The sequence below is a fragment of the Serratia sp. TSA_105.2 genome, assembly GCF_052692115.1.
Window position 1 is genome coordinate 89917 of record NZ_JBQZFT010000002.1, and the last position, 18220, is coordinate 108136.

Consider the following 18220-nt stretch of genomic DNA (forward strand, 5'->3'; position numbering starts at 1 on the left):
GGTTCCTGTTAGCTGACATAGCAACAGCGCCGAGAAGCTTCCCCGGCGCCGAAACTGTATGAATAAACAGGAGTGTAACCAATTTAATCAGGTTTTGCACCTGCACCTTACCGTGTTTTGATAACCAGACGGTTACTCTGTTTCACTTCTTCCATCACTACGTAGGTACGGGTGTCGTTAACCCCCGGCAAACGCAGCAAGGTTTCGCCCAGCAATTTGCGGTAAGCCGACATGTCCGGTACGCGGGTTTTCAACAGGTAGTCGAAATCACCGGAAACCAGATGACACTCCTGAATCTCTTCAAGCTTCTGCACTGCCGAGTTGAATTGCTCAAACACATCCGGCGCGCCGCGGTTCAGCGTGATTTCCACGAAAACCAACAGGGACGCATCCAGATAATGCGGGTTAAGCAATGCGGTATAGCCATGAATGAAACCCTGGCGCTCGAGACGGCGCACGCGTTCTAAACATGGTGTCGGGGATAACCCCACGCGCTTCGAAAGCTCGACGTTCGAAATACGCCCATCCTTCTGCAGCTCATTAAGGATGTTGCGGTCGATACGGTCAAGATCTTTACCCGGGCGTTTCTTGTTGTCTGCCATTATTATTGTCTCTCTTATTTTCTTCCGTGCACTTGCCACACCCTAGCCAACGTCAATGTGTAAGGGTTCGTTCCAAGCGAAGACCCGATGCCTGTCATATGCTTCTTCACTACCATCATTCCACGCCGCGCAGCCTGTCTGTCCAACCCCGCGCGACGCCGGTAACGACGTTTAGGTCGAGAAAAAATCAGCAAACGCTTGCGCGCCCTGCTCCGTAAACCCACCGCGCATTGCCGCCTCGCGGCGCAAATACGTACGATTTGCTGGTGTTACGGGGATAATTTCTTCTTCCTATGATGTTTTCGCAAATGCGCAGCGGATTGTCAAAGTAAAAGAAGCAAAATCAGAACAACGTACCGTCACGAAAAGTCTGCATCCCATTTTTGGTTATGAATCGCTGGTTGCTAAACCCCAGCCAGGAGCGGCTCAAGTCGCAGAATGCGCCGTTTTTGCGCGGTTGGCGATTCGGCAGCCGAATGCGGCTTTGATAAGGTAAATTTCTGCGTTTGGCGTGCGATTTGCCGACAGCGGGTGCATTAATAGGCGACAACTATCATACAAATCGTTAACAACGTCGCCCGGCGCTTTTTTTACTGCGCCATTTTCCCTACAATCGGTCCATTGTCCGCCATTGTGGAATAAAGAGGTTATTCATGGGCACGGCTAAACATAGCAAATTACTGATTCTGGGCTCCGGCCCGGCCGGTTACACCGCCGCCGTTTACGCAGCGCGCGCCAACCTGAGCCCGGTGCTGATCACCGGTATGGAACAAGGCGGCCAGCTGACCACCACCACCGAAGTGGAAAACTGGCCGGGCGACGCCGAAGGCCTGACCGGTCCGGCGCTGATGGAGCGCATGCGCGAGCATGCGGAGAAGTTCCAGACTGAAATCGTCTTCGATCACATCAACAGCGTCGATCTGCAGCAGCGTCCGTTCCGCCTGTTCGGCGACAGCGGTGAATACAGCTGCGACGCGCTGATCATCGCGACCGGCGCCTCTGCACGCTACCTTGGCCTGCCTTCCGAAGACGCCTTCAAGGGCAAAGGCGTTTCCGCCTGTGCGACCTGCGACGGTTTCTTCTACCGCAACCAGAAAGTCGCGGTGGTCGGCGGCGGCAACACCGCCGTTGAAGAAGCGCTGTACCTGTCCAACATCGCCGCCGAAGTTCACCTGATCCACCGCCGCGACAGCTTCCGCTCGGAGAAGATCCTGATCGACCGGCTGATGGAAAAAGTGAAAAGTGGCAACATCGTGCTGCACACCGACCATACGCTGGACGAAGTACTGGGCGATGAAATGGGCGTGACCGGCGTGCGTATCCGCAGCACCAAAGCGGAAAACGAAACCCGTGAACTGGAGCTGGCCGGCGTGTTCATTGCTATCGGCCACAGCCCGAACACCGGCATCTTCGGCGGCCAGCTGGAGCTGGAAAACGGCTACATCAAGGTGCAGTCCGGCATTCACGGCAATGCGACCCAAACCACTATCCCCGGCGTCTTCGCCGCAGGCGACGTGATGGATCACATTTACCGCCAGGCGATCACCTCCGCCGGCACCGGCTGTATGGCGGCGCTGGACGCAGAGCGTTACCTGGACGGCATCGCCGGCGCAGAAGTCTGCTAAGGCTTTCTCGCCACCGGCAAAAAGCGGCTCTCGGGCCGCTTTTTTTGTCTTCGCTCCTCAAGAGGATGCACGCCGATGCATAATCTTCTTCACTGGCGCCTGCTGGTTGCCGTCGCCGACAGCGGCACCATCACTCAGGCTGCGGCGATCTGCGGTATGACGCAGTCTGCCGCCAGCCAGGCCATCGCTCAACTGGAGACAATGCTGAGCACCCGGCTTTTGGTGCGCCAACCGCACAATGTCGTCCTGACCCAAAGCGGCCTGCAGATCGTCGCCCATGCCCGCACGATGTTGGAAGCACTGCGGGCCATTCAGCAGTGTGCGCAACAAGCCGGCAACGCGCACGCAGGCAAAATACGCCTGGCCAGTTTCCCGTCGGCATTCAGCAAGCTGTTGCCGCCGCTGCTGCGTAAATTTCGCCGTCTGTACCCCGACATTGAGCTGATTACGCTCGAGGGCACCGATCACGAAGTGGAGAGCTGGTTAACATCGGCGACGGCAGACATCGGCGTGGTGCTCAATCCGGCGCCGGAGCGGCAGTGCTTCCCTTTGGGAGAGGATGCCTGGCTGGCGGTCGTGCCCAGCGCGCATCCGCTGGCGCGAGCGCGGCGGCCGGTGGCGCTGGATGCCCTGTTCCGGCTGCCTTTTATCCTGGCGACCGGCGGGTGCGATCTCAATGCGCAAAGCTTGGCGCAGCAGTCGGGCCTGGCGCTGGCCGATATCCGCGCCACCGTCAGCGATTGGCAAACGGCATTGACGCTGGTCAGGGAAGGCACGGGCGTCGCGCTGATGCCCGCGTCCGTGATCCCGCCCGACGCGCTTGGGGTTTGCGCTCTGCCGCTCGTTGCGCCGATTTATCGCCGTTTCGGCCTCGCGTGCTCATCCGAGGCGGCGGCCCTGCTCCCCGTCCAAACCCTGCTGAGTTACCTGCGAGAACAGGAGCAAACTCTGGCCAGTCGCTGAGCTAATAGCGGCTTTCTGAAATTTCCATTTTCCCGCCGGTGCCCGCGTCGGCATGCTGTGGCAAGCGTTCTCATTGACCCACAAGGAAATAGCATGAAGCTGTATTTTGCTCCCGATGCCTGCTCGCTTGCCCCACATATCGTCCTGCGCGAATTAGCGCTCCCCTTCACCCTGATCAGGGTGAACAATCGCAGCAAGCGCTGCGCCGACGGTGAGGATTTCTATCGCATCAACCCCAAAGGTTACGTCGCCGCCCTGCAACTGGACGATGGCAATGTGATCACCGAAGGCTCCGCTATCGTTCAATACCTCGCCGACCTGCGCCCAGAGCGCCGGCTGGCGCCGCCACCGACGGCCTTTGAGCGGGTACGGCTGCAGGAATGGCTTAATTTCATCACCAGCGAGATCCATGCCGGCGCCGCCCCTTTATTCAATGACGCCCTGCCCGATGGTGCCAAGGCGTTGCTGCGCGACAAGTTGAGGCGGCGATTGAGTTATCTCGCGCAAGCTTTGGCACCACAAACTTATCTGCTGGGAAAGCATTTCAGCGTCGCAGACGCTTATCTGTTTACCGTGTTGCGCTGGATGGCGCGCTTCGAGATTTCGCTGAGCGAGTGGCCGCCGCTCCAGCATTATGTGGCGCGGATTGCAGAGCGAGCGTCGGTGTGCGCAGCGCTGGAAGCCGAGGCCGCGAGTGAGGAAGTCAAATAGTCGGTAACGCGTCTGTTATAGCCACATTTGGCCGCTTTATTATTTTCAGTCTGCCGGGTGACGAGGTAACATGGGACCTCGCTTGTTTGCCGCCGATTGCGCCAAACACTATTATTTAACAGTACGTTAACCCAGCCCGTAACAAACGGGCGCCGGCGACGCAGACGCATATCTGATGAAAAAAACCAGACAGCAACAGTTAACCCGTTGGCTTAAAACCCAGAGTTCGTTAGCGCAGCGTTGGCTGCGCCTTTCCATGCTGTTGGGGCTGTTCAGCGGCCTGCTGATCGTGGCGCAGGCGTGGCTGCTGGCCAGCCTGCTGCACGCCCTGATCATCGAGCATACCCCGCGCGAACAGCTGATCCCTTCGTTTATCTGGCTGGCCGCCGCGTTCGCGCTGCGGGCGCTGTTAAGCTGGCTGCGGGAACGGATCGGTTTCCTGTGTGGCCAGGTGATCCGCCAGCGCATGCGCCAACAGGTGCTGGATAAGCTGCAGCAGCTCGGCCCGGCCTGGATCCAGGGCAAACCGGCGGGCAGCTGGGCCAGCATCATCGTCGAACAGATCGAGGATATGCAGGACTATTACTCGCGCTATCTGCCGCAGATGTATCTGGCGGTTTTCATCCCGCTGCTGATTTTGATCGCCGTCTTCCCGATCAATTGGGCCGCAGGCATCATTCTGCTGGCGACCGCGCCGCTGATCCCGCTGTTTATGGCGCTGGTCGGCATGGGAGCCGCCGACGCCAACCGCCGTAACTTCGTGGCGCTGGCGCGCTTGAGCGGCAACTTCCTCGACCGCCTGCGCGGCCTGGACACCCTGCGGCTGTTCGACCGCGCGCAGGCCGAAACCGCGCAGATCGCCAAATCCTCCGAAGACTTCCGCAGCCGCACCATGGAAGTGCTGCGCCTGGCCTTCCTCTCTTCCGGCGTGCTGGAGTTCTTCGCCTCGATCTCCATCGCCGTGGTGGCGGTGTACTTCGGCTTTTCCTACCTCGGCGAACTCAACTTCGGCAGCTACGGCCTCGGCGTGACGCTGTTTTCCGGTTTTCTGGTGTTGATTCTGGCGCCGGAGTTTTTCCAACCGCTGCGCGATCTCGGCACCTTCTACCATGCCAAAGCGCAGGCGATCGGCGCGGCGGAAGCGCTGGAAACCTTCCTCAGCGCCGAAGGCGAGCAGATGGGCAACGGCACGCGGCAACTGCCCGCCGATCAACCGCTGACGCTGCAGGCCAACGCGTTGGAAATCCTGTCGCCGAACGGCGTACTGCTGGCCGGGCCGCTGAGCTTCACCCTGCAACCGCAGCAGCGCGTGGCGCTGGTCGGGCTGAGCGGCGCCGGTAAAAGCTCGCTGCTGAATCTGCTGCTCGGCTTCCTGCCCTATCGCGGGTCGTTGACCGTCAACGGCATTGAGCTGCGTGAACTGTCCGCCGAAACCTGGCGTCAGCAGCTGAGCTGGGTCGGCCAGAACCCGCATCTGCCTGCGCAAACTCTGCGCGCCAATATCCTGCTGGGCTGCCCGCAGGCCGACGAAGCACAGCTGCAGCAGGCGGTGGAACTCGCCTACGTCAGCGAACTGCTCCCTTATCTGCCGCAGGGGCTCGACACCGAAGTGGGCGACAACGCCGCCCGCCTGTCGGTCGGCCAGGCGCAGCGCGTGGCGGTCGCCCGGGCGCTGATCGGCCCGCGCAGCCTGCTGCTGCTGGATGAACCGGCCGCCAGCCTCGATGCCCACAGTGAACAGCGGGTGATGCAGGCGTTGAACGACGCTTCGCATCAGCAAACCACCCTGCTGGTAACGCACCAGCTGGAAGACACCGAAGACTACGATCAGATTTGGGTGATGGATAACGGGCGCATCGTGCAACAGGGCGATTACGCCACCCTCAGCGCCCAGCCGGGCCTGTTTGCCACTCTGATCGCCCATCGCCGCGGGGAGCTTTAATCATGCGCGTTTTGCTGCCGTTTTTGGCGTTGTACCGCCGCCATAGCCTGCTGATTAGCCTCGGCATCCTTTTGGCGATCGTCACTCTGCTGGCCAGCATCGGCCTGCTGGCGCTCTCCGGCTGGTTCCTGGCCGCCTCGTCGCTGGCCGGATTGGCGGGCCTGTTGACCTTCAACTACATGCTGCCGGCCGCCGGCGTGCGCGGCGCGGCAATCTTCCGCACCGCCGGGCGCTATGCCGAGCGAGTCGTCAGCCACGACGCCACCTTCCGCGTGCTGTCGCACCTGCGGGTGTTCACCTTCAGCAAGATCCTGCCGCTGACGCCGGGGGGCATCGCCCGCTTCCGCCAGGCCGAGCTGCTCAACCGCCTGGTGGCGGACGTGGACACGCTGGATCATCTTTATCTGCGGGTGATCTCGCCGTTGATCAGCGCGGCGGTGGTGATCCTGGTGGTCACCTACGGCCTGAGCTGGCTCGATCCTGCGCTCGCCCTGACGCTGGGCGGCATTCTGTTGCTGCTGTTGCTGCTGGTGCCGCCGGTGTTCTATCGCGCCGGCAAGCCGATCGGCGGCCAACTCACCGCGCTGCGCAGCCAATACCGTACCGACCTGACCGCCTGGCTGCAGGGGCAGGCCGAGCTGGTGGTGTTCGGCGCAGTCAACGACTTCCGCCAGACGCTGAACGCCACCGAACAGCGGTGGCAACGCCGCCAGTGGCAGCAGGCCTCGCTGAGCGGCAAGGCGCAGGCGTTGATGATCCTCGCCAGCGGGCTGACGGTGACGCTGCTGCTGTGGCTGACCGCCGCCGGCATCGGCGGCGATACCCAACCCGGCGCGCTGATCGCGCTGTTTGTCTTCGCCGCGCTGGCGTCGTTCGAAGCGCTGATGCCGGTCGCCGGCGCCTTCCAGCATCTCGGCCAGGTGATTGCCTCCGCCACGCGGGTCAAACAGATCATCGATCGCCAGCCGGAAGTCACCTTCCCTGCCGCCGGCCCGGCCGCGGCCGATCGGGCGCAGCTTAGCCTGCAGCAGTTGAGCTTCACCTACCCCGACCAACCGCAGCCGGTGCTGCGCGACGTCACGCTCGAGATCGCGGCCGGCGAACACATCGCCTTGCTCGGCCGTACCGGCTGCGGCAAGTCCACCCTGCTGCAGCTGCTGACCCGCGCCTGGCGCACCGACGGCGGTAAAATTCTGCTCAACGGTGAACCGCTGGAGGATTATGATGAAACCACGCTGCGTCGGATGACCACGGTCGTCAGCCAGCGGGTGCATATCTTCAGCGATACCCTGCGGGAAAACCTGCGGCTGGCCGCGCCGGATGCCGACGACGCTCGCCTGAGCGACGTACTGCAGCAGGTGGGGCTGGGCAAATTGCTGGACAGCGACGGCGGGCTGAACGCCTGGCTGGGCGAAGGCGGCCGGCAGTTGTCCGGCGGCGAGCAGCGCCGTCTGGGCATCGCCCGTGCGCTGCTGCACCCTGCCCCGCTGCTGCTGCTCGACGAACCGACCGAAGGGCTGGACGCCGAAACCGAGCAGCAGATCCTGGCGCTGCTGCGCCGGCATTGTCAGGGCAAGACGCTGATCCTGGTGACGCACCGTCTGTACGGCCTGGAGCATCTCGACCGCATTTGCGTGATGGACGACGGCCGGATTGTCGAACAGGGCGATCACGCCACCCTGATGCGCCGGCAGGGCCGCTATGCCCGCTTTCGCAACCGTATCAGCAACCTGGCGCCGTAATCGGCCCGTAGAGGACGCAGAGAGCCTGTATGCGCATCGTTAAGCTTTCCCCCCAATCGCTGGCGTTTCCCTCGCCTGAGGGCGCCCTGCGCGATCCCAACGGCCTGCTGGCGATCGGCGGCGACCTGACGGCGCCGCGGCTGCTGGCGGCCTACGAGCGCGGCATTTTCCCCTGGTATTCGCCGGGGGAAGCGATTCTGTGGTGGTCACCCGATCCGCGTGCGGTATTGTTCCCTGCCGAGTTTCATCTCAACCGCAGCCTGAAACGCTTTTTGCGCCACGATCCGTTTCGCATCACGCTCAACCACGACTTCGCCGCGGTGATCGCCGCCTGCGCCCATCGGCCGGATGAAGGCACCTGGATCGGCCCGGAGGTACAGCGCGCCTATCAGCATCTGCACCGCCTCGGCTACGCGCACTCGGTGGAGGTATGGCAGGATGATCAACTGGTCGGCGGCATGTACGGCGTGGCGCAGGGCGCGTTGTTCTGCGGCGAATCGATGTTCAGCCGCGTCACCAACGCCTCAAAATGCGCATTGATGGCTTTTTGCCGCCATTTTGCCGCTTATGGCGGGGAATTGATTGACTGCCAGGTGCTGAACGCTCACACTGCCCGCCTTGGCGCGCGTGAAATTCCGCGCCGTCAATTTTTGCAGCAGCTCAGCACCCTTCAACGGCGGCCTTTGGCGCCGGCGTGCTGGGAGCAGCAAGTCATATCCCCACAGCCGGTTGAACCGCCCTCTCCAGTAAACTAATTGATGGAAACGGTGCAATGTTCACCGACACATCTTTACATAATGGGGGTTTTTCGGCATTATCTTGCCGGTTAAAAACTAAGGTAGTTAGACCTAGAGGATTCGATGGCCAAAGAAGACAATATTGAAATGCAGGGCACCGTTCTTGATACGCTGCCGAACACCATGTTCCGCGTTGAATTGGAAAACGGGCACGTGGTAACCGCACACATCTCCGGTAAAATGCGTAAAAACTATATCCGCATCCTGACGGGCGACAAAGTCACTGTAGAGCTGACCCCGTACGACCTGAGCAAAGGCCGCATTGTCTTCCGTAGCCGTTAATCGGCTCACCGCGCGCCACATGCTGGCGGCATCGAGGATGTAATCCCTCGGGAGCCCTTTCCGTTTACCCCCGCAGCGACGTTATACAACGGGTTGCAGGTGCGCAGGTAAACTGAGAGGGCTCAATCGTTTCTGTTGTACGGTGAATCTCACCCATAAAAAAAGCGATGCCGAAGCATCGCTTTTTCTTTGCCTGAAGGCGGCCTTAGTGCACCGCGCCCTCGTCCGCCTTGCGCTTGGCGGCGCTGAGGAAGTGGTAGGTCAGCTGTTTCTTGTCCTTGTCCAGTTCGACCTTCACGGAACCGCCGTCCACCAGCGAGCCGAACAGCAGTTCGTTAGCTAACGGTTTCTTCAGGTTCTCCTGCATGACACGCGCCATCGGACGAGCCCCCATCGCACGGTCGTAGCCTTTCACCGACAGCCAGTCGCGCGCTTCGTCGCTCACTTCCAGCGAGACGCCCTTCGCATCCAGCTGCGCCTGCAGTTCGACGATAAACTTGTCGACCACCTGCTGGATCACCTCGGTAGACAGATGGTTGAACCAGATGATGTTGTCCAGACGGTTGCGGAATTCCGGCGTAAACACCTTCTTGATCTCTTCCATCGCGTCGGTGCTGTTGTCCTGCTGCACCAGGCCGATCGATTTGCGTTCGGTTTCCCGCACCCCGGCGTTGGTGGTCATCACCAGGATCACGTTGCGGAAGTCCGCCTTGCGGCCGTTGTTGTCGGTCAGCGTCCCGTTGTCCATCACCTGCAGCAGCAGGTTGAACACGTCCGGATGCGCCTTCTCGATCTCATCGAGCAGCACCACCGCATGCGGATGCTTGATCACCGCATCGGTCAGCAGCCCGCCCTGATCGTAACCGACATAGCCCGGAGGCGCGCCGATCAGACGGCTGACGGTATGCCGCTCCATGTACTCGGACATGTCGAAACGCAGCAGCTCGATATCCATCGCCTTGGCCAACTGTACGGTGACCTCGGTTTTCCCGACCCCGGTCGGCCCGGCGAACAGGAAGGAACCGACCGGCTTGCGCTCGTGGCCCAAACCGGCGCGGCTCATCTTGATGGCTTCCGTCAGCGCTTCGATCGCCTGATCCTGGCCGAACACCAGCATCTTCAGGCGATCGCCCAGGTTTCTCAGCACATCGCGATCGCTGGCCGACACGGTTTTCTCCGGGATGCGAGCGATGCGCGCCACCACGGATTCGATATCGGCCACGTTGACGGTTTTCTTGCGCTTGCTGGCCGGTATCAACCGGCTGCGGGCGCCCGCCTCGTCAATCACGTCGATCGCCTTGTCCGGCAGATGACGATCGTTGATGTATTTCACCGACAGCTCCACCGCGGCGCGGATCGCCTTGGCGGTATAACGCACGTCGTGGTGCGCTTCATACTTGGTCTTCAGGCCGTTGATGATCTGAACGGTCTCTTCCGCCGTCGGTTCAGTGATATCGATCTTCTGGAAACGGCGCGCCAGAGCGCGATCCTTTTCGAAGATGTTGCTGAACTCCTGGTAGGTGGTCGAGCCGATCACCCGGATCTTGCCGCTCGACAGCAGCGGTTTGATCAGGTTGGCGGCATCCACCTGCCCACCGGAAGCCGCACCGGCGCCGATGATGGTGTGAATTTCATCGATGAACAGGATGCTGTTCTGATCCTGTTCCAGCTGTTTGAGCAGCGCCTTGAAGCGCTTCTCGAAGTCGCCGCGGTATTTGGTGCCGGCCAGCAGTGAGCCGATATCCAGCGAATACAGCGTGCAGTCCGCCATCACTTCCGGCACGTCGCCCTGCACGATACGCCAGGCCAGGCCCTCGGCGATGGCAGTCTTGCCGACGCCGGATTCGCCGACCAGCAGCGGGTTGTTTTTACGACGGCGGCACAGCACCTGAATCGCGCGCTCCAGCTCACGATCGCGGCCGATCAACGGATCGATGCCGCCCACACGGGCCAACTGATTGAGGTTGGTGGTGAAGTTTTCCATACGGTCTTCCCCTCCGGACTGCTCTTCGTTCACCGGGTTTTCCGCATTCGGCGCTTGGCCCGGCTCGTCTTTACGCGTGCCATGTGAAATGAAGTTCACCACGTCGAGACGGCTGACGTCGTGTTTGCGCAGCAGATAGGCCGCCTGCGACTCCTGCTCGCTGAAGATGGCCACCAACACGTTGGCGCCGGACACTTCGCTGCGGCCGGAAGATTGCACATGGAAGACCGCGCGCTGCAGCACGCGCTGGAAGCTGAGCGTCGGCTGAGTGTCGCGCTCTTCTTCGCCGGCCGGCAGCGTCGGTGTGGTTTGTTCGATGAAGGCTTCCAGCTCCTGGCGCAACGCGGCCAGATCCACCGTACATGCCTCAAGCGCTTCTCGCGCGGCAGGGTTGCTCAGCAACGCCAGCAACAGGTGCTCCACGGTCATAAACTCGTGTCTGTGCTCACGCGCCCTGGCGAAAGCCATGTTGAGACTGAGTTCCAGTTCTTGATTGAGCATAAGCACCTCCCCAATAGATTGCCTTATTCAGGCTTTTTCCAGCGTACAAAGCAACGGATGCTCGTTCTCCCTTGCGTACCGGTTCACATGGACGACTTTGGTTTCCGCCACCTCGGCGGTAAAAACACCACAGATCGCCTTGCCTTGATAGTGGACCGTGAGCATCAGTTGCGTTGCGCGTTCAATATCATAAGAAAAGAACTTTTGCAGAACGTCAATCACAAATTCCATCGGTGTGTAATCGTCGTTGTTAAGTATAACTTTATACATAGACGGCGGTTTTACCGCATCGATTTGTTTTTCTTCGGCCAAGTGTTCAAAATTTAGCCAATCATTGTTATTGCCCATCGCTGCTCATCTTCTCTGCTCTGCCCTCTGATATGGGGGCAGGTTTCGGTTATTCAAAGTGGGGATAGTTACTATTTTATCATCTTCGGCCTCGTCCCGCCGCACTGTAACGTGCGCAAAAAAACGGGCCAATTGTGACTGAACCGTGGCAATAGCGTTACCTGCTTCAAACTTTGGTGAACTGCTCCCCGCCGACAAAAGCCGATCCCTTGACGCCCCGATCATTTGCTCTAGAGTGTAAATTCGTGGCTGGTGGTCTTTTAACCACCCCTTGTCCACCCTGCTACCCGCCCACGGCGGGTGCGAATTCAGTTATTCATCTCACTTAAAATAGCGTTGCGAGGGATGTAAAAGCATGGAGACGGGTACTGTTAAATGGTTTAACAACGCCAAAGGCTTTGGCTTCATCTGCCCAGCCGGCGGTGGCGAAGATATTTTCGCGCATTATTCCACCATCAAGATGGATGGTTACAGAACGTTGAAGGCGGGCCAGCAGGTCAGCTTCGACGTGCATCAAGGGCCAAAAGGGAACCATGCCAGCCTTATTGTGCCGGTGGAAAGCGAGGCGCTGTCCTAAACGCTTCCGGCAGCGTCGCGCTGCATTGACCGTGACTGCGATAAAAATGCCAGCCGCCGTGTGACTGGCATTTTTTATGCCTTTTACTTACTCGCGCGCCAGCGCATCGATCGGATTCAGCCGCGCGGCATTGCGCGCCGGCAGGTAGCCGAACACCACGCCGATGCCGGTGGAACAGAGGAACGCGCTCAGCAACGCCGCCGGCGGGAAGCTGATCTGCCAGCCCGGCAATACCAGCTGCACCGCCAGGCCGATGGCGAACGACAGCGTAATCCCCAGTGCGCCCCCCACCAGGCAGACCAGCACCGCCTCGATCAGGAACTGCTGCAACACGTCGCCGGAACGGGCGCCCACCGCCATGCGGATGCCGATCTCGCGCGTGCGTTCGGTCACCGACACCAGCATGATGTTCATCACGCCGATACCGCCGACCACCAGCGAAATCACCGCCACCAGCGTCAGGAACAGCTGCAGCGTGCGGGTGGTTTTCTCAGCGGTTTGCACCAGGCTGTCCATGTTATAGGTGAAGAAGTCCTTCTTGCCGTGACGCAGCGTCAACAGGCGCGACAGCTGCTGTTCCGCTTCCTTGCTGTCGTAGCCGTCGCGGATGCGCACGGTGATCGAGTCAAAATAATTGTTGCCCATCAGCCGGTTGGCCATGGTGCTGTAAGGTACCCACACGTTCAGCGTCTTGCTGCTGCCGAACATCGACTGCTTCTCCTTGGCCACGCCGACCACCGTCGCCGGCATGTTGCCTACCAGGATCACCTCGCCCACCACGTTCTTCTGGTGCGGGAACAGCCGCCGCTGGGTATTGGCGTCGATCACCACCGTCTGCGCCTGCGACTGCACCTGCAGCGGATCGATGCCGACGCCCTGGGTAAAGCTCATGCCGTACACGCGGAAGAACTGCTCGCTGACGCCGTTGACGTTGGCCGCCGCGTCGACGTTGCCCAAGCGCAGCCGCATGCTGCTGCTGATGCTCGGCGACAGCGCGCTGATGTAAGGCTGTTCGCGCAGCGCATCGAGATCGCCGTATTTCAACGATTGTCGGTAGGTCGGATCGTCATCGCCGAAGTCCTTGCCGGGATAGATATCGACGGTGTTGGTGCCGATGGATTTAATGTCCGCCAGCACCATCTGCTTGGCGGCATCGCCGATCACCAGGATCGACACCACCGAGGCGATGCCGATAATGATGCCGAGCATGGTCAGCGCGGTGCGCATCTTGTTGGCCGCCATCGCACGCCAGGCCATCACCAGCGCCTCGCGGAAACGGCCGCCCACCTGCCGCCAGGAAGGTGCCGCAGTGGCCAGCGCCAGCGGCTTGGCCTGCGCATTCTCCTGCGGTGCCGGGCGCGAATCGGCGATGATCTCGCCGTCGCGGATCTCGATGATCCGCTCCGCCTGGCGCGCTACCGCCGGATCGTGGGTCACCAGGATCACCGTGTGGCCCTGGGCGCACAGCTGTTTGAGGATCGCCATCACCTCTTCGCCGGAGTGGCTGTCGAGCGCGCCGGTCGGTTCATCCGCCAGGATCACCTGCCCGCCGTTCATCAGGGCGCGGGCGATGCTGACGCGCTGCTGCTGGCCGCCGGAAAGCTGGCTCGGCCGGTAGTTGACGCGCTCCCCCAGCCCCAGACGCCGCAACAGCGCCACCGCCCGTTCGCGCCGCGCCGCTTTGCCCAGCCCCGCGTACACCGCCGGCACTTCGACGTTGTGCGCCGCGCTCAGGTGCGGCAGCAGATGATAGCGCTGAAAGATAAAACCGAAATGCTCGCGCCGCAGCTGCGCCAGCGCATCGTCGCTCAGCGTCGCCACATCCTGCCCGGCCACCCGGTACACGCCGGCGCTCGGCTTGTCCAGACAGCCGAGAATGTTCATCAGCGTCGATTTTCCGGAGCCGGAGGCCCCCATGATTGCCACCATTTCACCGGCGTCGATGCTCAGGCTGATCCCCTTCAGCACCTCCACCGTCTGCTCGCCGGAACGGTAGCTGCGGCGAATGCCGCTCAGCTGCAACAGCGCCGCCATCAGCCGGCCTCCACGCCGCCGCGGCTGACGATCACCTCATCGCCCGCCTCGAGGCCGCTGAGGATCTGTACGTCGATATTGTTACGCAGGCCGATAGCCACCTCGCGCTTCTCTTCCTTGCCCTGCTTCAGCACCGAGACGTGGTAGCGATTGTCGGCGATCTGATCGCCCAGCGCCGCCAGCGGGATCACCAGCGCCTGCTCGACGCCGGCCAGCTGGATATGCACCTGCGCCGTCATTTGCAAGCGCAACAGCCTTTCCGGGTTGGGCACTTCGAAACGTGCATAATAGAAGATGGCGTTGTTGACCTTTTCCGGCGTCGGCTGAATGTCTTTCAGCACGCCGTCGAAGCGCCGGGTCGGATCACCCAACACCGTGAACCAGGCCTTCTGACCCGGCTTGAGGTTAATGACGTCGGCCTCCGACACCTGCGCCTTCACCAGCATGGTACCGAGATCCGCCAGCGTCAGAATGTTCGGCGCCTGTTGCGCCGCGATCACCGTCTGGCCCTGCAGCGTGGTGATCTGCACCACGTCGCCGTCCATCGGCGCCTCAATGCGGGTATAGGCCAGGTTGATCTTGGCGGTATCCAGGCTGGCCTGGTTCCGCGCGATCTGCGCATTGATGGTGCCCACCTGCGCTTTCTTCACCGCCAGCTGCGTCGCCGTCTGATCCAGATCCTGGCGCGACACCGCCTGTAGCTTGGCCAGCGCCTGGTTGCGCTGCAGCGTGACCGCCGCCAGCTGCTGCTCGGCCTGCGCCTGCAGCAGTTGCGCATGCAGTTCACGCAGCGTCGCCTCGCCTTCGCGGATGCTGTTCTGCGCCTGTTGCGGATCGATAACCCCCAGCAACTGGCCTTTCTTCACCTTGTCGCCGATCTCGACATACAGCTTTTCCAGCTGTCCGCTGACCTGCGCGCCGACGTCGACCTTGCGCACCGCGTCCAGCTGGCCGGTCGCCAACACGTTCTGCTGCAGATCGCGCTGGGTGGCCTTTACCGTTTTGAAATCGGTTGGCGCCGGATGGCGAAAGTGCCAAACGGCCGCCGCGGCAAGCGCCGCAATGACCGCCAGAACGAGTATCCAGCGGCGTTTATGTCCTTTAAACCCTGTCAAAATTGACCTGCCTGTGCTTGTGAATATCAACCGCCCATTGCGGCGGCGGAGCTAAATTAGCACGCACCGTAGGGAATAACTAAACCTTAGCTCAACACAATGTGGAGACACGCCTGGTTACAGTTCAGCATTGAACTCCCGTTTAGTGAAGCCTTGATGAAATAGCGCCATTCAATACAGCCAAGGATTTCATCATGTCACAGCTCAGCTACCCACTCGCCTCCGCCCGGCCGCTTAACGGCTGGCAACTGATGACGGCGCTGATCAATGGCGAAAAGGCACCGAGCAACGCCTGGAAAAAAACCTCGTTTCGCCTGAAGTTTCTCGGCCGTTCGCTGCTCAACTGGCGCACTACCAGCGGCCTGCTCAGCACCCTGGCCAGCAACCCGCTGCTGGAGGAGATCCTGAGCGCGCAGCCGAACCTGCCGTGCAAACTGCATCGCCCCTACCTGGCAGCCAACATGAACAAGATCGAATGCCTGTTCGCCCTGCGCGATCATTACGATCTCATCGTGCAGCGCATGCCGCTGAAGATGCGCCTCGGCCACCTCGGCCCGCAGCCTTTCCTGCTAGCCAGCGCGATGGGCAAAAACGAAGCGCCGATCGCGCTGGAACTGGCGGCGATCGACAAACTGAATAAGGAAGGGGAAGCCACGCTGCTGCTGCGCAACGCCAACGGCGTGATGCTGGCGGAGATCACCTTTGCGCTGATGCATTATCAGCAGCAACCGACGCTGTTTATCGGCGGCCTGCAGGGCGCAAACCATGAGGTGCCGCACGCCGAAATCCAGCACACCACCAAAGAGTGTCACGGCCTGTTCCCCAAACGGCTGGTGCTGGAAGGCATCTGCACGCTGGCGCGGCACCTCGGCATCCGCCAGATCGTGGCGGTCGGCAACGCCACCCATATCTATCAAAACTGGCGTTACCAGAGCAAGAAGAAGGACAAACTGCACGCCGATTACGATCAGTTCTGGCTGTCGATGGGTGCCAAACCGCTCGACAGCGGCTATTTCCTGCTGCCTGAACGCATCGCTCGCAAGCCGATCGAAGAGATTGCCAGCAAGAAGCGCGCCGAGTATCGCCGCCGCTATCAGCTGCTGGACGAGCTGGAACAAGGATTGGCGGCGCATTTCTGCGCCCGATAACGCCCGGCGGGCCGTCAGTCCGCCCGGCCGCGCGCCAGCCAGATTACCCGTGAGAACATTTTCTTCAGCAGCGGCGGTACCGAGTCCGTGCCCCATTCACCGGCCTGCATCGCGACCTCGATCGCCAGATCCGGCTTCGACGAGTGGTGGACCGCTTTCAGGATCACCTTGCGCACCGGCATCTGCGCGTTGAGCGGCACCGACGCCATCCGGTGATAGACCGGGCCAAACCCTTCGCGGAACATGAAGTGCTCCATATCCGGTGCCGGCAGCGCGGTCAGCCGATCGCGCTCGTTGTCTTCATGATTGTCCAGCAGGCTGCGCACAGTATTGGCGTACTTTTTGCCCGCCTCGTCGCCGTCCACCAGCGCATGCCACTCGATGCCCATGCGGCGGGCAAAGCGCAGCAGCGGCTTCAGGCCGCACTGGGCGAATTCGATGACCCGCACCCCTTCCGCCTCGAAATGGTAGCCGCACTGGCGCGCCAGCTCGTTCAGCAGCCACACTTCAGTCTCGCCTTCCACCAGCAGCCAGCAGCGGGCGAACAGCGACGACGGCCGGTTAAAACGGATGTGAAACGCGATGCGCCGCCCATCTTCGGCGCTCAGCCCGCGCGGCCCGAGACGGTAGGTCGCGACCCGCCCCGACTCGCGCACCAGCCGGCAGACGTGCTCCACCGGCACCAGCGACACCAGTTCGCTGGAGTTGGTGGTGGTGATGCGCTGCAGCGGCAGCTGATTGAGCAGCCCCCAGGCCACCGACAGCATGATCGGGTGCAGGCGAGTTTCCGGGTCTTCCACCAGCAGCAGCGGCCGGGCATGAGGATCCAGCTTGACGTCGCCCTTGGCCTGCAGCAGGGTGGAAAACATCCCGAGCAGGATCAGGCGCATGCTGCGGCTGTTCGGTTCGGCCACCATGCGGTTGATGCCGTCCAGCGCGCGCCAGGCATCCTGCTCCGGTTCGCCGCCGCGGCGGCGCGGCCGCGCCACCTGCGAACTCTGCTCGGCAAAATAGTGCTCCAGCAGCTGCTGCATGGCCGCCAGGCCCTGACGCAGCTCGCCGTTGGTCAGCTTCTGCGGATTGCGCACCAGCTCGCGCGTCAGCTGATCCAACTGCTGCGCCAGCGCCTGGGTATCGGGTTTGCGTTCATCGCCGAGGCTGCTGGGGCGCAGGCGACGAATAAAGCGCGCGTCGCGCAGGCGCAATACCGGGTGGATGCGGATAATGGCGTGGGCCAGCTGTTCGATATGGTGCAGTTGAAAGGCGTTGCCGTCAGCATCGAGAAAACCGCGCCAGGTGCACACCGTGCCGTCGTCGGCCAGCTCGCCCTCGCAGCGGTAATGAATGCGGCTCAGGCCATCCTCGCCCTTGACCCACAGCGGCGTCAGGTGGCGATAGCGCGGCAGGTGCGCATGGCCGATGTCTTTTTCGCAGAAGGTGAACACCACCTGCAGGTGGCGCTCTTTGGCCGATTCTTCACCGGGGGGGAAATGAAAGTCGTGCGCTTCAAACCGATACAGCTTCTGCTCCGGCGCCAGCAGCAGCGTCAGCGCATCCAGCAGGCTGGATTTACCCCAGGCGTTTTCGCCGAGCAACAGCGTGTTGTCGTCCAGCATCAGGGACAGCCGATTAATGCCGCGAAAACCTACAATTTCGATACGCTCCAAGAACATCCGCCGCCTCCCGTGCGCGCCGTCGCCTCTTCAATGAGGTGACCTTCACAGAGCATGGTCAAAAAACCCCTTGCAGGTCAAGCGGCCAACGTCAAATCTGCCGCTTTACTCCGGCCGGGCTTTTGGTTAGCGTGTGCTCCTCGCCGCCGTTCGGCGCGCTTCAAAACTCAAGGACA

General features: G+C 61.3%; 15 protein-coding genes. 9 read left to right on the forward strand and 6 right to left on the reverse strand.

Going from position 1 to position 18220, the window contains the following annotated elements:
• Window positions 1-107: 107 nt before the first annotated feature.
• Window positions 108-602: a leucine-responsive transcriptional regulator Lrp gene (gene lrp, locus ACUTSC_RS06780; RefSeq protein ID WP_004928318.1), complete on the reverse strand. Its 495-nt coding sequence runs from the start codon at window positions 600-602 to the stop codon at window positions 108-110.
• A 653-nt stretch (window positions 603-1255) separates the two neighbouring features.
• On the opposite strand from lrp, the gene trxB reads away from it, so the two are divergent.
• From trxB to infA, 7 genes are all read left to right on the forward strand, one after another.
• On the forward strand, window positions 1256-2227 hold the full coding sequence (gene trxB / locus ACUTSC_RS06785) for a thioredoxin-disulfide reductase (RefSeq protein WP_047727946.1): 972 nt from the start codon (window positions 1256-1258) through the stop codon (window positions 2225-2227).
• 75 nt (window positions 2228-2302) lie between these two features.
• Window positions 2303-3190, forward strand: a complete 888-nt coding sequence (locus ACUTSC_RS06790) for a LysR family transcriptional regulator (RefSeq protein WP_187322205.1) — start codon at window positions 2303-2305, stop codon at window positions 3188-3190.
• A gap of 93 nt (window positions 3191-3283) precedes the next feature.
• The gene (gene gstA / locus ACUTSC_RS06795; protein ID WP_197766474.1) at window positions 3284-3901 is read left to right on the forward strand and encodes a glutathione transferase GstA; all 618 of its coding nucleotides are present in this window, start codon (window positions 3284-3286) and stop codon (window positions 3899-3901) included.
• A gap of 175 nt (window positions 3902-4076) precedes the next feature.
• Window positions 4077-5843, forward strand: coding sequence for a heme ABC transporter permease/ATP-binding protein CydD (cydD, locus tag ACUTSC_RS06800; protein ID WP_197766475.1), 1767 nt, complete (start codon window positions 4077-4079; stop codon window positions 5841-5843).
• A 2-nt stretch (window positions 5844-5845) separates the two neighbouring features.
• Complete coding sequence (cydC, locus tag ACUTSC_RS06805; protein ID WP_070913959.1) at window positions 5846-7585, forward strand: heme ABC transporter ATP-binding protein/permease CydC; 1740 nt, start codon at window positions 5846-5848, stop codon at window positions 7583-7585.
• Window positions 7586-7614: 29 nt separating this feature from the next.
• On the forward strand, window positions 7615-8340 hold the full coding sequence (gene aat / locus ACUTSC_RS06810; RefSeq protein WP_063989408.1) for a leucyl/phenylalanyl-tRNA--protein transferase: 726 nt from the start codon (window positions 7615-7617) through the stop codon (window positions 8338-8340).
• Window positions 8341-8445: 105 nt separating this feature from the next.
• Entirely contained in the window at window positions 8446-8664 is a 219-nt protein-coding gene (gene infA / locus ACUTSC_RS06815; RefSeq protein ID WP_002211347.1) for a translation initiation factor IF-1, read from the forward strand.
• 205 nt (window positions 8665-8869) lie between these two features.
• Here the strand turns inward: infA and clpA are convergent, their stop codons facing one another.
• Together clpA and clpS are read right to left on the reverse strand one after the other, a co-directional pair.
• Window positions 8870-11149 (reverse strand): ATP-dependent Clp protease ATP-binding subunit ClpA, encoded by a 2280-nt coding sequence (gene clpA / locus ACUTSC_RS06820; RefSeq protein WP_445653224.1) that lies wholly within the window; start codon window positions 11147-11149, stop codon window positions 8870-8872.
• A gap of 27 nt (window positions 11150-11176) precedes the next feature.
• Window positions 11177-11497 (reverse strand): ATP-dependent Clp protease adapter ClpS, encoded by a 321-nt coding sequence (clpS, locus tag ACUTSC_RS06825; RefSeq protein ID WP_004928347.1) that lies wholly within the window; start codon window positions 11495-11497, stop codon window positions 11177-11179.
• 355 nt (window positions 11498-11852) lie between these two features.
• Between clpS and cspD the strand changes: the two genes are divergently transcribed.
• On the forward strand, window positions 11853-12074 hold the full coding sequence (cspD, locus tag ACUTSC_RS06830; protein WP_004928349.1) for a cold shock-like protein CspD: 222 nt from the start codon (window positions 11853-11855) through the stop codon (window positions 12072-12074).
• Between the two features lie 87 nt (window positions 12075-12161).
• Here the strand turns inward: cspD and macB are convergent, their stop codons facing one another.
• Both macB and macA read right to left on the reverse strand, forming a co-directional pair.
• Window positions 12162-14108 (reverse strand): macrolide ABC transporter ATP-binding protein/permease MacB, encoded by a 1947-nt coding sequence (macB, locus tag ACUTSC_RS06835; RefSeq protein ID WP_107227710.1) that lies wholly within the window; start codon window positions 14106-14108, stop codon window positions 12162-12164.
• On the reverse strand, window positions 14108-15223 hold the full coding sequence (macA, locus tag ACUTSC_RS06840; RefSeq protein WP_197766476.1) for a macrolide transporter subunit MacA: 1116 nt from the start codon (window positions 15221-15223) through the stop codon (window positions 14108-14110). The genes macB and macA overlap by 1 nt, the downstream gene beginning before the upstream one ends.
• A gap of 194 nt (window positions 15224-15417) precedes the next feature.
• On the opposite strand from macA, the gene ACUTSC_RS06845 reads away from it, so the two are divergent.
• Window positions 15418-16371, forward strand: coding sequence for a DUF535 family protein (locus tag ACUTSC_RS06845; protein WP_197766477.1), 954 nt, complete (start codon window positions 15418-15420; stop codon window positions 16369-16371).
• A gap of 14 nt (window positions 16372-16385) precedes the next feature.
• On the opposite strand, the gene ACUTSC_RS06850 is transcribed toward ACUTSC_RS06845, so the two are convergent.
• Window positions 16386-18044, reverse strand: coding sequence for an ATP-dependent endonuclease (locus ACUTSC_RS06850; RefSeq protein ID WP_038880734.1), 1659 nt, complete (start codon window positions 18042-18044; stop codon window positions 16386-16388).
• Window positions 18045-18220: the final 176 nt, after the last annotated feature.

Coding starts and splice junctions, on each gene's coding strand:
- lrp (WP_004928318.1), bottom strand. CDS start 602: ATGGCAGACAACAAGAAACGCCCGGGTAAAGATCTTGACCGTATCGAC.
- trxB (WP_047727946.1), top strand. CDS start 1,256: ATGGGCACGGCTAAACATAGCAAATTACTGATTCTGGGCTCCGGCCCG.
- ACUTSC_RS06790 (WP_187322205.1), top strand. CDS start 2,303: ATGCATAATCTTCTTCACTGGCGCCTGCTGGTTGCCGTCGCCGACAGC.
- gstA (WP_197766474.1), top strand. CDS start 3,284: ATGAAGCTGTATTTTGCTCCCGATGCCTGCTCGCTTGCCCCACATATC.
- cydD (WP_197766475.1), top strand. CDS start 4,077: ATGAAAAAAACCAGACAGCAACAGTTAACCCGTTGGCTTAAAACCCAG.
- cydC (WP_070913959.1), top strand. CDS start 5,846: ATGCGCGTTTTGCTGCCGTTTTTGGCGTTGTACCGCCGCCATAGCCTG.
- aat (WP_063989408.1), top strand. CDS start 7,615: ATGCGCATCGTTAAGCTTTCCCCCCAATCGCTGGCGTTTCCCTCGCCT.
- infA (WP_002211347.1), top strand. CDS start 8,446: ATGGCCAAAGAAGACAATATTGAAATGCAGGGCACCGTTCTTGATACG.
- clpA (WP_445653224.1), bottom strand. CDS start 11,149: ATGCTCAATCAAGAACTGGAACTCAGTCTCAACATGGCTTTCGCCAGG.
- clpS (WP_004928347.1), bottom strand. CDS start 11,497: ATGGGCAATAACAATGATTGGCTAAATTTTGAACACTTGGCCGAAGAA.
- cspD (WP_004928349.1), top strand. CDS start 11,853: ATGGAGACGGGTACTGTTAAATGGTTTAACAACGCCAAAGGCTTTGGC.
- macB (WP_107227710.1), bottom strand. CDS start 14,108: ATGGCGGCGCTGTTGCAGCTGAGCGGCATTCGCCGCAGCTACCGTTCC.
- ACUTSC_RS06845 (WP_197766477.1), top strand. CDS start 15,418: ATGTCACAGCTCAGCTACCCACTCGCCTCCGCCCGGCCGCTTAACGGC.
- ACUTSC_RS06850 (WP_038880734.1), bottom strand. CDS start 18,044: ATGTTCTTGGAGCGTATCGAAATTGTAGGTTTTCGCGGCATTAATCGG.